The sequence below is a fragment of the Ruegeria sp. CH2 genome (genome assembly GCF_056537065.1).
Genome location: NZ_JBQFQV010000001.1, coordinates 103,577 through 118,138 on the forward strand (window position 1 = coordinate 103,577; position 14,562 = coordinate 118,138).

Genomic DNA, 14,562 nt, shown 5'->3' on the forward strand with positions numbered 1-14,562 from the left:
ATTGCCGACAGATTGGGGCCGCATCCTTGGTTGGGTGCGGCCTTAATCGTTCAGACCTGCTTTAGGTCCTTTGGTGCAACACGAACCCCGATGGCGTCCAGATCTGCAATCATCTGGTTTTCCGGAGCCGCCCCGTTACCGGCTTTGATTGTGTCGAACCTTTCGCGCAGGGCTTTTTTCTCGTCACCCTTGCAGTCGTTCCACGGCCGGCCCTGCAATCCCATCACCAGAACGTAATATCCGATGAAATGCGCCCTGGTGCCGGCGCGCAACAGGCGAGCATAGGCTTCGTCCGGCCCCAGTTCACGCAGCGCCTCAGCCGAATGAATACCAGCGCGGGCGCAGGCCTGTTCAAAGGCGGGGCCAAGGTTTCGGATTGAAGATACTGGTTCGCTCATAGCGGTGTCTTACTTCGGCGCCCGGGGCCTGTCACCCCGTGAATACACTCGGTCGCAGTCATAATGCCTTGATGTCCTTTCGGGTTCCGCCGAGACTGAACAAGAAAACCCAGAATGGCGTTGGGGCAGCCCACTAAACAAAGGGGCGGGCGCGCAAATGACCGTTGAGAAACCTGTAAAGGGGTTTCTGAATTTGAACTGGAAAGGCCTATCATGACCAGATCGTCAGGCGATCAGTTCATTTTCCCAGCGAAGATTGACGAAACGGCTCTGGCACATGCCATTGCCGGGTTTTCCCGAAAAGCTTCACCCGATAGCTCCGTCGCAGCTTTCGCATTGCTCGATTGTCACGATCAGTCATTGCGCGCCTCCGGTCGTGCTTTAATCCATACTGGCGGGATGTTGCACCTGCTGCGGAAGGATCACGGCCCTTTGTCTCAGCAATACTCGGGGCATCTGCGGTTTGCGCGGGACTTGCCAGAAGGGCCGGTTCAGAAGGCGCTGAGCGACTTTCCTGAACTGCGGGCGCTGACGCAGATCGGTGTTGGGGAGATCAAGGCAAAGACCATTACCGTGCTTGATGATCAGCAAAAGATTCAAGTCAGGGGAACTTTAACGTACATGTCAACGCAATCAGGGCAGGCGACCATTGTACGAATTCAGCAGTTGCGTGGGTACAAGAAGGCTTATCAGTTGGTCTGCTCTGCTCTCGCCAGCATTACGGGCGGTGTTCATGATATTGAAACGCTCTATTCCAGCCTGGTTCCAGACATGGTTCCCTATCAGGCCAAGCCTGAATTGAAGATTGGTCAAGCAGAACCTTCCATCGAAGTCGCTGCAAAAATCATTCAAACATATCTGCGAGTTGCGCGGCAAAACGAAGAGGGCGTGATCGCTGATATCGACACTGAGTTTTTGCACGATTACCGGGTATCGTTGCGCAAGATCAGGTCAGTGATCAGCCTGTTCAAGGGTGTGTTGTCCGAGGCCCAGACGGCCGAGCTGAAGCGGGTCTTTTCCGACCTCATGACCCGTACCGGACCTCTGCGTGATTTGGATGTCTACCTTCTGGAAAAAGACAAGTATTTCAATCTTATCCCGCCGAACCTTCACTCAGGACTGTCCGAGATGTTTGATCAGTTTCAAACGGATCGTACACAAGAGCAACTGCGCCTGTCACGCTGGTTGCGCAGCGCCGACTACACGACGTCCATGACCGACCTGACCGCAATGTTCGCAGGTTCAGATCACTTGGACCTTGGGCCAAACGCGCATCTCGGTGCGTATGACTATGCCTGCGCGCTGATCTGGAAGCGCTATCGCAAGGTGTGCAAACTGGCGCGCGGCATAAGCGACGATAAACCAGACAGGACGGTGCATGACCTTCGTATCGAATGCAAAAAACTAAGATATCTGATGGAATTGTTTGCCCCATTATTCGATTGGAATGGTTTGAAAATGATCCTTAAGCCATTGAAAAAACTTCAGGATAGTCTTGGTTTGTTCAACGACTATTCTGTTCAGCAAGATGCGTTGATGACCTTTGTTGCGTCTCGCGCCGATACGCAAGGCCGCGTGGACGCGCAGATCGGTTTGTCCGTGGGCGGCCTAATCGCTGTGCTTGATCAACACCAAAAGACGGAAAGAAAGCGCGTTGTCGCAAGTTTCCATCAGTTTGACGGGCAAGAAATCCGGCACATGTTCCGCAGTCTGTTTCACCACAAAAAGGAGTAAGGAATGAAAATCATTGCCTTTTACTGCAATAAGGGCGGTGTTGGACAAACCGAGACTTCCGTGAACCTTGCCTATGTCTGTGTGCAAACCGGTCGGCAGGTTTTGCTGTGCAATCGCGATTCTGGGGGTGCGTCTGGGGTCTGTTTTCGAGCCGCCGATGAGATCGTTGTTCCCGTCAGTCGCACAACCTTGACCGAGCGGTTATTTGGTCAACCGGTTAGCATTTTCGACAAACACAATATGCATCAGATAAGCTGCGGGCGTTCTTTTCAATGGCGCAGCATCGGGCCTTTGCCAATACTTACGCAGATCGCGGCGCGGCTGGTACGGCATATCGGGTGCTGTTTGATAAGCTGGAAGATTGAGTGGGGGCGCTCCGATGAGCACAGAAATAGAGCGCAAGTTTCTGGTGGCAAATTTACCGGACTTGAGCCGTGCAGAAAAAGCAGTGGTGCGTCAGGGGTACCTCACCGCGCCGGAGGACTCGACCGAATTGCGTCTGCGGCAAAAGAACGATGTGTTTTTCCTGACCTTAAAAGGAGGCGGTGATCTTGTACGTGTTGAGCGTGAGACAGAGATAACCCGGGACCAGTTTGAAACCTTCTGGCCGGAAACTCGAGGACGCCGGGTCGAGAAGGTACGTTACACGGATCAAATGCCGGACGGCCACCAGTTCGAGCTGGATGTTTTCTCAGGCGGCCTGGAACCCCTGTGTTTGGTTGAAGTTGAATTCCATACCAGTGAAGCCGCAAATGCCTATGTCCCACCGGATTGGTTCGGTGCGGATGTCACCGAGGATAAACGTTATAAAAACATGATATTGGCGGTAAACGGACTGCCGGGTTAACTCTGAATTGCCAGATTGATCGTGGTTTCCAAACCTGGGTTGCAGTTTCGGGCTGCGAATGTCCCGCCATGCATATGAGAAATCGCGGCAACCAGCGCGAGCCCCAATCCCGCATTGCGTTCCGTGCGCGCCGGATCAAGCGTGACGAACGGAAGCTGAAGGCGATCCAACTCTCCGGGCGGAACACCCGGACCACGGTCCCGAACCTGCAATTGGGCAAATCCGTCCTCGGTACCGATTGAGATCGTGATTGTGGTATTTGCCGGTGCGTAGCGCATAGCGTTTTCCAGCAGATTGGAAAGAGCCTGCGAGAGGAGGGGCCGGTGCCCCTGAATTGCGGGGGCAGAGCCTATAACCTCAAGACGGATGTCCTGATCCGCGGCCACCGGATCGTAAAGCTCTACGACATCGCCAACCAGTTGCTGCAAATCAATGTCTTCGAATTGTTCGCGACCCAGACCAGCCTCGGCCCGCGAAATTTCGGTAAGCTGTCCCAAGACCCGCAAAACATGGTCGATTTCTCCCGTTGCCCGCGCAATGTCGATTTCGCGGTCCAGATCGCTTTTGCCGGGCTCGGAAAGGGATTCGACCCGTTGACGAAGACGGGACAAAGGAGAGCGCAAATCATGTGCGATAGAGTTTGAGGTGGTGCGCAGATTACTGACCAGCTCTTCGGTCCTGTCGAGCATGTTGTTCAGCGTTCCAGAGACCTGATCAAATTCATCTCCGGTTCCGCGCAGGGGCATCCTTTTGGAAAGATCGCCGGAAACGATGTTTTCGGCTGTGCTTGCAATGTCCGACAGGCGTGAAAACACCAGGCGTGTGAATAGCCAGCCGGTGATCACGCTCAGAACAAATGCTATCCCTAGCGCCAGTGCCAGAGATCGGAACAACACTCGGTCGAATTGTTGACGGGCCGCCGCATCCCGTCCCACCAAAAGGCGTTCGCCACCGGGCAGGCGGATCGATGCCGCCGAGATAGGCACCAGTTGGTCATTGTCAGCCCTGCGCAACTCAAGGTCGACCCAACCGCTTCCGGCGGTCACATTGACCGGCCAGGTTTTCAGGTTACCCACAAGCTTGACGCCTTGCCGATCCGCCAGAAGATACAGCGCGTCTCGGTCGGGTGCGCTTGGAAGACGGCGTTCGATCGCTGTGATCAGCCCGATCAGCCCGCGCCGTTCATATTCATCTGCAAGCCCGGTCAGTTCGGCGGACACGACTGATCGGGTCTCGGATTCGATGCTTCTGTTGGCCGTCACATAGACCAATGCCAGCACGGACGCGGTCAGGAACGTGCTTAGCACCATGCTGGTGGCGACAAGTCTTGTTCGTGAATTATTAAGGGAAAGCCGAAGGTTATCCATCGGACATCATGTAACCTGCTCCGCGAACAGTTTCAATCAAAGGTGTGTCTCCGCCTTCATCCAACTGGCGGCGCAGCTTTGAGATGTGAACATCCACAACGTTGGTGTTCGGGTCGAAATGATAATCCCAGACGCCCTCAAGCAGCATGGTACGCGACACGACACGGTTCTTGCGGCGCAGAAAGAATTCAAGGATCTGGAATTCACGGGGCGTGAGCGTGATCTCATGGCCGTCCCGCGTAACCTTGCGGGTCAGAAGATCCATTTCAAGATCCTTGCAGGTCAGAGTCGGCGTTTCCTCGGATTCCTGCGGACGTCGCAACAGGGCTTCGATCCGTGCATGAAGTTCCTGAAACGAGAAGGGCTTGACCAGATAATCGTCGGCGCCTGATCGCAATCCTTTGACGCGCTCGTCCACTGCACTCATGGCCGTCAACATCAAGACCGGTGTTTTCAGCCCTGCTGCACGCAGGGATTTGATCAGGGACAGCCCGTCCAGACCGGGAAGCATCCTGTCCAGCACAATGGCGTCAAACCCGCCATCCGTTGCGTGGTACAATCCCTCGCGGCCATCAGCAGCCGTTTCGACAACATAGCCTTCTTCGCCAAACCCTTTGGCAATGAAATCCCTGGTGTCAGCGTCATCTTCGACGATCAACAGACGGCGGCTCATGATCTGGCTCCTTTTCCCTTGGGATTTAAACACATTATCCAAACAAAGCCCATGGAATGCAGAATATCTTGCCGGGTGCTGGGCACGCACCCGGCAAGCCCGACGGACAGCGGACAACTCAGGTCCGCCGGGTGAGGCGCGCGCCGGATCTCCCCATCAAGCGACGCGCGCATAGTGTTGGTCAGACCAATTCGACGGCAACGAAGATCTGGCTGCCGGCCCGATTGATCAATACCAGTGCCGGGTCCGTCTTTTCGCTGTCCAGTGCCGCCTTCAGCGCTTCGGGTGTGAACGTGTCTTGGTTGCCCAGTTTGACGATCACGTCACCACGTTGCAGACCCGCCCGAGCCGCAGGGCTGTCCGGTTGCAGGTCTGTGACGACCACACCTTCGACGGCTTTAGCGATACCTGCCTCGGCCCGCACCGTTTCGGTCAGGGGGGCCACGGTGACACCAAGCGACGTGCCTGCCGCCTCGGATTCGACAGGGGTGTCGGACTGGGCCGCCGCTACCTGATGCTGGCCAACGGTCAAAGTGACCGTTTCCTGTTTGCCATCGCGCAGAATGGTCAAATTACTGGCGGTGCCGACCTTGGTTGTGCCCACCAGAATGGGCAGGTCACCACTGGAGTCTACGGCTTCGCCGTTGAAGGACAGGATAACATCGCCTTGTTCCAGAACTCCGTCTGCGGGGCTGTCGGCGACAACATCTGCCACCAGTGCACCCGAGGAGGCATCAATTCCCAGCGCCGCAGCAAGCTGCGGGCTGATATTCTGGATCGAAACACCCAGCCAACCACGGCTGACCTGCCCATCATCCTGCAGATCGGCTGCAATATGTTCAACGATGTTCGAGGTTACGGCAAATCCCAGCCCGACAGATCCGCCACTGGGGGAATATATGGCCGAGTTTACACCAATCACTTCGCCGGCCATGTTGAAAAGCGGGCCACCAGAGTTGCCCTTGTTGATGGCGGCGTCCGTTTGAATGAACTCGGCATAAGGCCCGTCCGAGATATTGCGACCTTTCGCCGATACAATGCCGGTAGTGACTGTCGAGCTCAAACCAAACGGGTTGCCGATCGCAACGACATCTTCGCCAACGCGGATTGCGTCGCTGTCACCCAGTTCGACAGCTTGCAGGCCCGGGCCTGCATCAATCTTCAACACCGCGATGTCGGTCAGCGGGTCGGTGCCAACCACCTCGGCCTCAAATGTCCGGTCATCACTTAGGCGAACGGTTACAGTCGCTGCATTGTCCACCACATGGTGATTGGTGACGATATAACCGGCTTCATCCAGTACAAACCCTGACCCGAGCCCTTGTGCCGGCCCGCGTTGAGGCATGTTGAACCCTTCAGGCCCACCAAAGCGCTTGAAGAATTCCCCAAACGGATGACCGTCGAAATCAAAATTCTGCCCCTGTGCGGGGCTTGAGGCGGCCTTTTGTTCGGCAATGATGGTTACAACCGAAGGGGAAACGGATTCGACAAGATCGGCAAGCGCCTCATCCGCCATCGAAGGTAAAGCGGTTGTGGCCAGCATGGCTGCGCCCAATGCGCTGACCCCCATCCAGTTGGATGTGCGGGGAAGTAAAAGCGAAGATTTTCGGATGCTCATTTCTGTCTCCTGGTTTGATCACGCAATTTCCGTTGCGCGTTGAGACATGAGATGCACTGGCAGGATTGGGGTTTCCTGACTGATCAATTAATAAATCTTAATTTTGCCACAAAGCGGGTGTTTTGTGGCGAAGGACGTTGATCAGGATTCGCTGATTTAACCGGGTAGGTCGAAGGCGAATCGGAGGATTGTTGCCAAAACAGACGTCAAACTTTCAAAAAAGTTGAATTTTCATTGTTTTGTTGACAATGCTTTCACTGAACAGTGGGGAAAAATGCTGCTCTTCCAATGGTTGTGGGCGAGTCCGGGAGTCATCGGACTTGACGCTGTAACTTTGCTGACAGGCAGCTGAATGGGTGCATAAGTTTGCGCTTAATCCCGAATCGTTGATATGCGCACCGGACTTGGATCGCCTATAGGTTGAGCAAGCCCTGGGGCTATGTTGCCTAAAAGCCAAATCGAGGTGCGCGAAATTAACCTATTCTTCCAATTTTACGTTGTTTCTAAGGATCGGATAAGTGAGGATGAAATTGCCCAAGTGAGGGGAAGCCAAAAGCGCTAGGGGGCGCTGGCGGCTAACTCAGTTACCGGAAGTTTTAGCGGCGTGTTAACGAGGGGGTCTTGTTTAGGTTTAGCTGCTAGGGAACCAGAGTGTCTTTAAGACCTATTGGTCAAACTTTTGGAATTGTGGAAAGTGGTAGTCTTGTATTGGGCACCGGCCCGGTCGATATCGACCGGGCCGTGTTTATTCAAGAAGTGCGCTTCTTACACCAAGCATCCCAATCTTCCGGCGTATCCAAATCCAAAACCGCGTTTTGACCGGGAAGTGGTTGCAGGAATACGCCACCCTGTTGTGACCGAACCACCGTCTGCGCGCCGTGATCGCCGTGCAATACCAAGAGCTGACTGAAAAGCGTCCGATCGAAGATCACCGGGTGCCCGGGCTTTCCATCTGCGGTTGTTCCGCGCCAGATTACATTGTCGGGATGTAATTGACGTGCATTCAAGATCGTTCTCAGATCAGCCTGGGTCAGGTCAGGTAAGTCGGCCAGCAAAACCATGACTGCGGGTGCGTCTACAGGAAGGTATTCTATGGCGGTGCGCAAACTGGCGTTCATTCCCTCTGCCGCGTCCGGAACCGGAACGGTCTGAACATCCAGTCCCGCAAGTGCGTCATATCTTGGGTGTGGACGCGGTGGCAGGGCGACAAGGACAGGCGCCACACCACGCGCAAGGGTCGCCGTACGGGTCAGCAGTGGAATGCCGTCGATTTGCTGCAAAAGCTTGTCCAACCCGCCCATACGACTGGATTGACCGGCGGCAAGCAGGATGATTGGGATTTCGGTCATTGTGCCTCACTGCCGTCAGTCATGTGTGCTGTCATCCCCTCATGCGTGTGCCATCTGAGTCAAACAAAGGTGTCGAGATAACCTTCGCTTTGCGCATCTGCCCCAGAATCTCGATTTCAACCTCCAGACCATCTTCTATGCGCCCGGACGGAAGAAAGCCCATGGCGACGGATTTTTGCGCAAAATGAGAGTAGCCGCCCGAGGTACAGAACCCGACAACCGAACCATCCAGCCAGATCGGTTCATAGGCGTTGACGTCTGCATCGTATGTTTCAACTTCGAAGGCTGCCAGCTGGCGGGTGGTTCCGTTGGCCCGTTCTGCTTCCGCTGTATCGCGGCCGATGAAACGGGTGCTTTTGTTGAAAGCAATGAACCGGTCCAACCCCGTTTCTGCGGCGGTGTAATCTGGCGAATATTCCCGCATCCATGAGCCAAAGAACTTGTCTAGCCGCAGGCTCATCATTGCGCGCATTCCGAACGGAACAATGCCGTGGGGTTGTCCGGCCTCCCACAGCGTCCACCAAAGCTGACGCTGCGCTAAGGGGTCGCAATAGATTTCGTAACCAAGATCACCCGTATAGCTGACACGCTGAACGATACAGTCGGTCATGCCGACAGTCATCCGGCGCACGTTCAGGAAGTTGAAATCGGCCAAGTCGTCTCGGGTGCAGGCTGCCAGAACCTGCGTTGCCTTCGGGCCGGCAATCTGGAAGCCGTTCAACCGGTCGCTGACGTTTTCAATCCTCACGCCGTCCTGAGCGTTTTGCTGGAACCACCGCATGTGGAAGGCCTGACTGCCATAAGACGCCGTAAGCTGGAAGTCGGTGTCAGTCAGGCAGGAAACGGTGAAATCACCGATTAGCTTGCCCTTGTGCGACAGCATCGGGGTCAAAGACAGCCGACCGGGTTTCGGAATGCGGCCAGCCATGATCCGGTCCAGCCAGTTCCGAGCATCGGGTCCGGTGATGCGGTATTTGCCGAAATTGTGGACTTCGTTGATACCCACAGCTTCACGCACCGCCCGCACTTCGCGCCTTGTCGCCGTGAACGCGTTCGAGCGGCGGAAGGATGGCGTTTCAAACCCCGGCTCATCTTCCTGCGCAAAATAGTTTGGGACCTCAAGGCCGTATTGCTGCCCCCAGACCGCGCCCAGCTCGCTGAAGATGTCATACATTGGTGTTGTGCGGTTGGCGCGCGCGGCAGGCAGTTCTTCGTTCGGATAGGCGACGCTGAAGCGTTTCTGATAATTCTCGATGACTTTGGGGCGGGTGTAACCTGGGCTGATCCAGTCTCCGAAGCGGGCAACATCCATGGCAAACACATCGCGCTCGGGCTCGCCTTCGATCATCCACTGCGCCAGCGTCAGGCCAACGCCGCCACCCTGACTGAACCCGGCCATGACACCGCAGGCCGACCAGTAGTTGCGCATTCCGGGTACAGGGCCGACCAGCGGGTTGCCATCAGGGGCAAAGGTAAACGGCCCATGGATCACCGATTTTATCCCAGCCTCAGCCAGCACAGGAAAGCGGCGATACGCGAATTCGATACTGTCGGTGATCTTTTCATAGTCATCGGGCAGCAACTCGTGCCCGAAATCCCAAGGGGTGCCGTCTACTGCCCAGGGCTTGCAGGGCTGTTCGTAGAACCCGATGCACAGGCCACGCCCTTCCTGCCTTAAATAGCTTTCACCTGCCGGATCCATGACGTGCGGATGCTCGCCACCCGCATCGATAATTGCTTCGATCTGTGGGATCGCGTCGGTGACAAGATATTGATGCTCCATCGGGTGCAGGGGAAAATAGACACCGGCCATGGCGCCAACTTCACGTGCCCAAAGCCCGCCTGCATTAACAATGTGTTCGGCATGGATTGTGCCCTTGTCGGTGACGACATCCCAGCTTCCATCGGGGCGCTGGTTGGTTTCACGCACCATACAATGGGTTTCAATTGTGGCACCGCCCATTCGCGCGGCCTTGGCATAGGCATGGGTGGTGCCTGAGGGGTCCAAATGTCCATCCAGCGGATCGTAAAGAGCACCGATAATTCCGTCGATATTTGTAATGGGCGCGATCTTTTTGATTTCTTCCGGGCCGACGATTTCTGTCTCAAGCCCCATGAACCGATGCTTGGCGCGTTCCGCCAGCAGCATATCAAACCGGTCCTGATTGTCGGCAAGTGTCACACCGCCCACATGGTGCAGGCCGCAGGACATGCCGGTGATCTGTTCCAGTTCTTTATACAGCCTGATCGTGTATCCCTGTAGCGCCGCCATGTTGGTGTCGCCGTTGAGGGTGTGAAACCCGCCTGCCGCATGCCAGGTCGATCCGCTGGTCAGTTCGGACCGTTCCAGCAACATGACGTCCGACCACCCGAGCTTGGTCAGGTGATAAAGAACCGAACATCCGACAACGCCGCCACCGATGACGGCCACCTGGCATGTGTTTTTCATCTGCTCCTCCATCTCTGGTAGGACGGTGCAGATCAACGATAAAGCATTCTGTCATACGAGCGACAGAGCGCGTCGTTTTTGTCTGGCGTCCAAACCCTATAAGGGCCGCACTTTCAGGGCTGTGATACGATTGCCTTCGCGTGCTGTAACCTCGAACCGGAAGCCATGGAACGAAAACACTTGCCCAACAACCGGGATCATCTGGGCTTCGTGGATGACCAGACCAGCAAGAGTGTTGGCTTCTTCATCCGGTAGCGACCAGTCCAGCGCACGATTGACATCGCGAATGGTCATAGCGCCTTCGACAAGGAATTGGCCATCATCCGTCCGCACGACCGGCACCTCTTCGGCGATATCGAACTCATCGGCGATTTCGCCCACGATTTCTTCCAGAATATCCTCAAGCGTGATCAGTCCACGCAATGAGCCGTATTCGTCCACCACCAGCGCAAAGTGACCGTGCATTCGCAGAAACTCGCGCATCTGGTCATCCAGAGTTGTGGTCTCCGGAACGAAATAGGGGGCATTTGCGACCTTGCCGATGTCGAAGCTGGCCAGCCGGTCGGTGCCGCCATCGCTGCTGCCAGCCTGTGCATACATCGCGCGGAACAAGTCCTTGGCGTGAACAACGCCAACTATGTTCTCCTGCTCGTCCCTGAAAACAGGCAGACGAGTGTGAGGGCTTTCAAGGCATTGCCTTAGGATAGCTTCGGGTGGGGCGTTCGCATCGATCATTTCGATGTTGGAACGGTGGAGCATGATCTCTTCCACCGTGCGGTCGCCCAGATCCAGTGCGCCGAGGATGCGGTCGCGATCTTCTTTTTCGACAACCCCTTCCGAATGGCCCAGTTGCAGGGCGCCTGCGATTTCTTCGCGCACGGCCAGAATGTTGCTGTCAGGATCGATCTGAACTCCGAACAGGCGCAATACGCCACGCACTAACAAACGTACGGCCGCGACAACAGGCGAAAACACTGTCACGACCACGCTAATGATCGGCGCAACGGCCGCAGCGGCCTTTTCGGAATTGGTGATGGCGTATGTCTTGGGCAGCACTTCGGCAAAGATCAACACCAGAAAGGTCATGACCAGCGTTGCCAATGCCACGCCGCTTTCACCGAAAAGACGTGTGAACAACGCCGTCGCCAGTGACGCGGCCAGAATGTTGACGAGGTTGTTGCCCAGCAGAACCGACCCGATCAGACGTTCGTTGTCGTCGGTTATTTCCAGCGCCTTTTTAGCCCCGCGCGATCCCTTGTCGGCCTGAACGCGTAGTTTCCCCCTTGACGAGGCGGTCAGCGCCGTTTCCGAGCCCGAGAAAAATCCGGACAGGATAAGCAGGAACAGGATAGCGCCGGTCGTAACCCAGAATGCGCCGTCGAACATAGAAGGTGAGGGTTCCATTGGTCCTTGATAGATTTGTGTACTGCATCCGTTATGGGGACGTCGCCCCGCTGAATCAAGGTCTTAGCCCTTGTCCTCATTGCGGTCCTTGCTCAGCGGGTGATGTTGCAACACCAGTTCCGCCAGACGTTCATCCAGAACATGCGTATAGATTTCTGTCGTCGCTACGTCTGCATGGCCCAATAACGTCTGGATCGATCTCAGATCAGCGCCGTTGGCCAGCAGATGCGTGGCGAATGCATGGCGCAGCGTGTGTGGTGTGACTTTTTCAGAAGAAACACCACCCCGTACAGCCAGCTCTTTCACCAGCAAAAAGAACCTGTGCCGTGTCAGATGACCGGACTTTCCGCGTGATGGGAACAGAAAGCGCGAGCGCTGAGCGCCTTTTTCCGCGGCCAAGTCCTCGGCCTCGTCCCGCGCGGTCAGCCACGCGGCCAAAGCATCCCGGGCCGGGGGCGACAGGGGGACCATTCGCTCTTTACCCCCTTTCCCCAGCACCAGCAGCATCCGGGGATCGCCACGGGCCGAAGAGACGGGCAGGGAGACAAGCTCAGTCACCCGCATTCCTGTGGCGTACAAAACTTCCATCAGGCAGGTGTTTCTTAGCCTGTCAGATTCGGTTCGCCCGGTTTTTCGAGCAGCCTCCAGCAAACGATCAACTTCGGGCACATCCAGCGTCTTGGGCAGCCGTTTCTGCCGGCCGGGACCTTTGATCTGAATGGCAGGATTGGTCGCGCGCCAGCCTTCCTCGAAGGCAAACCGGTACAGCTGCTTGATAGCAGACAAACGCCGTGCGCGGGTCGAACGTGACAAGCCCTGTGCATCGCAGTCGATCAGGTAGGCTTCGATCAGGTCGCGATCTGCCTGATCAAATCCGGATTTCTTGCGGTCCAGCCATTCGGCAAAATCTTTCAGGTCGCGCCCATAGGCCAGCAGCGTATTGGTAGCCGCGCCAAGCTCTGCCGCCTGCGCCTGCAAGAACGTTGAAATCCACAGGGCGTCTGATGCCGGAGAGCCCATGATCAACGCTTTTGCAGGATCAAAAGGGACAGGGCCGCACGTCGCGCGGTGTCTTCCAACCCAACGCGCCGGAATGTTGCAATCGCCGCTGTCAGGTCCACCAGATTGCCCCGTGCGCCATGTGCAAACAGTTGCATGGCTTCAATAATGGCTTCGCCCAATTGACCGTTGGCCAGCAGCGCATCAATGTCGCCCGGCACAGGCGCTGCCCATTCAAACCCCTGAGCGACAGCATCAGCCAAAGGGGACGGGGACACCGCGCGCCCGGGGTCACCTTGTGCCAAAGCGGCAAGAAATCGGGTTTCGTTGGATGTGTCGGGCGCTGCCAAGGCGGCCTGTTCGTAAAGCCCCGACAGCATCAGAATACGCCAGCGCAGGATTTCGGTGGTGGCAACCGGCAATGTGACAGACGACAAGCGCTCGGCGAACAGTTCGGCAAACGGAACCTCAAGCCCGACACCGCGCATCTGTTGCCAGACCGGTTGCAAAGTCTTTCCGATCGCTTCCGCGTTCCCGGTGTCTAACGCGCTTTCAAAACGCTGAACGGCGGCCACCCGATCCCAGACAGCACCTGAGGCTGCCGGATCACGCTCGGTATAAAGGCCCAGCAGCTGATTGGGGGTTAATGCGCCAATACGGGTAAGCCGTTCCGCTGCTTCGATCTGTGCCTTCCAACCCGCGACATCGCGCAGATCCGCATTGGCAAACGCCCGCGGCAGCGGAGCGGAAGGAAGCCGTTCGCCAATTGCCTCAAACAAACGGAACGTCAGGGGATCAGGGTTTTCCGTCTGCGGCAGGTAAGCTGCGCCTTCATACAGTTCCGGGCTGAGGAAACGGTCCAGAACCGCCAGATCCTCGGGTGGAAGGATTTCAAGCGCATGTGCCGCCTCAAGCGTCAGCGCAGCCGAAGCCCAATCCCCGCGGCGGGCCTTGCAGAAGATCTGAGCCGCATAGTCCCGCGAAAGATACGGTTCGGCAATAAGGGCGGTACAACTGCGATCCTCGTCCCCGGTCAAGAGCGTCGCATCGAACCAGCGCTTGAACCGGTCCTGCGTGTCAGTGGGTCCGGCCAGTTGAACAAGCGATTGTGCCGGATCAGCGGCACCCAGTTGCATCAACCGATCCAGCCGGGCCAGCAAAAGGGTTTCTTCGGCCAGAGGTCCCGACGGCGCGCGGGTTTCAGACAAGAGCAACGTGAACAACAAACGCTGCATGGCCGGGTTGTCACGCACGTGGACGTCGGCGATCAGTTCGGCCAGGCGATCCGCCTCGCTGCCCTGCCAAAGGTCGACGGGCAGACCGGTGACAGAGGACGAAACAAGGCCCAGCGGCTGCGATAGTGCCTCAAGCGAAGTCACCTCAATTTCCGGCAATGCGCCATCTTGCGTAACCGGTGGTTCCAGCAGAACGGTTCCCGGCAGGTTTTCCGGCGGGTCTGTCAGCCATTCGATGGCGGATAAGGGTTCCTGCGCATGTGCCGACCCGGCCAGTGTGATTGCCAAAAGCAGTTGCTTAGTTGACATCCAGTACAACCGGCTCGCGAATTTCACTTTGAGGCGCAGAGAAATCCACACCAAAGAATGGACCGACATAGGCATAGGCAACCAGCCCGATGAATGTCAGGCACAGAACATATATCAGGAACTTGATCAGACGGCTCATGGCGTCACGCTGCCTCAATTTTTGATTTTGACCAAGTTATA

General features: G+C 56.4%; 12 protein-coding genes and 1 pseudogene. 3 read left to right on the top strand and 10 right to left on the bottom strand.

Going from position 1 to position 14,562, the window contains the following annotated elements; translation table 11 throughout:
- Window positions 1-50: 50 nt before the first annotated feature.
- Entirely contained in the window at window positions 51-398 is a 348-nt protein-coding gene (locus ACR0M9_RS00490; protein ID WP_480481253.1) for a TfoX/Sxy family protein, read from the bottom strand.
- A 573-nt stretch (window positions 399-971) separates the two neighbouring features.
- On the opposite strand from ACR0M9_RS00490, the gene ACR0M9_RS00495 reads away from it, so the two are divergent.
- From ACR0M9_RS00495 to ACR0M9_RS00505, 3 genes and pseudogenes are all read left to right on the top strand, one after another.
- Complete coding sequence (locus ACR0M9_RS00495) at window positions 972-2,132, top strand: CHAD domain-containing protein (protein ID WP_480545634.1); 1,161 nt, start codon at window positions 972-974, stop codon at window positions 2,130-2,132.
- Between the two features lie 3 nt (window positions 2,133-2,135).
- Window positions 2,136-2,270: pseudogene (locus ACR0M9_RS00500) on the top strand (AAA family ATPase); the annotation flags it as partial.
- A gap of 241 nt (window positions 2,271-2,511) precedes the next feature.
- Window positions 2,512-2,979 carry a CYTH domain-containing protein gene (locus tag ACR0M9_RS00505; protein ID WP_480481247.1) on the top strand — a complete coding sequence of 156 codons (468 nt, stop codon included), beginning with the start codon at window positions 2,512-2,514 and terminating at the stop codon, window positions 2,977-2,979.
- Here the strand turns inward: ACR0M9_RS00505 and ACR0M9_RS00510 are convergent.
- From ACR0M9_RS00510 to ACR0M9_RS00550, 9 genes are all read right to left on the bottom strand, one after another.
- Complete coding sequence (locus ACR0M9_RS00510) at window positions 2,976-4,346, bottom strand: sensor histidine kinase (protein ID WP_480481245.1); 1,371 nt, start codon at window positions 4,344-4,346, stop codon at window positions 2,976-2,978. The two genes, ACR0M9_RS00505 and ACR0M9_RS00510, sit on opposite strands and share 4 nt — an antisense overlap.
- Window positions 4,339-5,019 carry a response regulator transcription factor gene (locus ACR0M9_RS00515; RefSeq protein ID WP_267366336.1) on the bottom strand — a complete coding sequence of 227 codons (681 nt, stop codon included), beginning with the start codon at window positions 5,017-5,019 and terminating at the stop codon, window positions 4,339-4,341. Before ACR0M9_RS00515 ends, ACR0M9_RS00510 begins: the two co-directional genes overlap by 8 nt.
- 181 nt (window positions 5,020-5,200) lie before the next feature.
- Window positions 5,201-6,637, bottom strand: a complete 1,437-nt coding sequence (locus ACR0M9_RS00520) for a DegQ family serine endoprotease (protein WP_480772614.1) — start codon at window positions 6,635-6,637, stop codon at window positions 5,201-5,203.
- Window positions 6,638-7,386: 749 nt separating this feature from the next.
- Entirely contained in the window at window positions 7,387-7,986 is a 600-nt protein-coding gene (locus ACR0M9_RS00525; protein ID WP_480565052.1) for a nucleotidyltransferase family protein, read from the bottom strand.
- A gap of 31 nt (window positions 7,987-8,017) precedes the next feature.
- Window positions 8,018-10,435: a GcvT family protein gene (locus tag ACR0M9_RS00530; RefSeq protein WP_480772615.1), complete on the bottom strand. Its 2,418-nt coding sequence runs from the start codon at window positions 10,433-10,435 to the stop codon at window positions 8,018-8,020.
- A gap of 96 nt (window positions 10,436-10,531) precedes the next feature.
- Window positions 10,532-11,839, bottom strand: coding sequence for an HlyC/CorC family transporter (locus tag ACR0M9_RS00535; protein WP_480481235.1), 1,308 nt, complete (start codon window positions 11,837-11,839; stop codon window positions 10,532-10,534).
- A gap of 63 nt (window positions 11,840-11,902) precedes the next feature.
- Window positions 11,903-12,859, bottom strand: coding sequence for a site-specific tyrosine recombinase XerD (locus tag ACR0M9_RS00540; RefSeq protein ID WP_480472401.1), 957 nt, complete (start codon window positions 12,857-12,859; stop codon window positions 11,903-11,905).
- Between the two features lie 2 nt (window positions 12,860-12,861).
- A complete protein-coding gene (locus ACR0M9_RS00545; RefSeq protein WP_480772616.1) occupies window positions 12,862-14,382 on the bottom strand; it encodes a hypothetical protein in 1,521 nt (506 codons plus the stop codon).
- Window positions 14,372-14,521, bottom strand: a complete 150-nt coding sequence (locus tag ACR0M9_RS00550; RefSeq protein WP_267363898.1) for a hypothetical protein — start codon at window positions 14,519-14,521, stop codon at window positions 14,372-14,374. The genes ACR0M9_RS00545 and ACR0M9_RS00550 overlap by 11 nt, the downstream gene beginning before the upstream one ends.
- Window positions 14,522-14,562 lie beyond the last annotated feature (41 nt).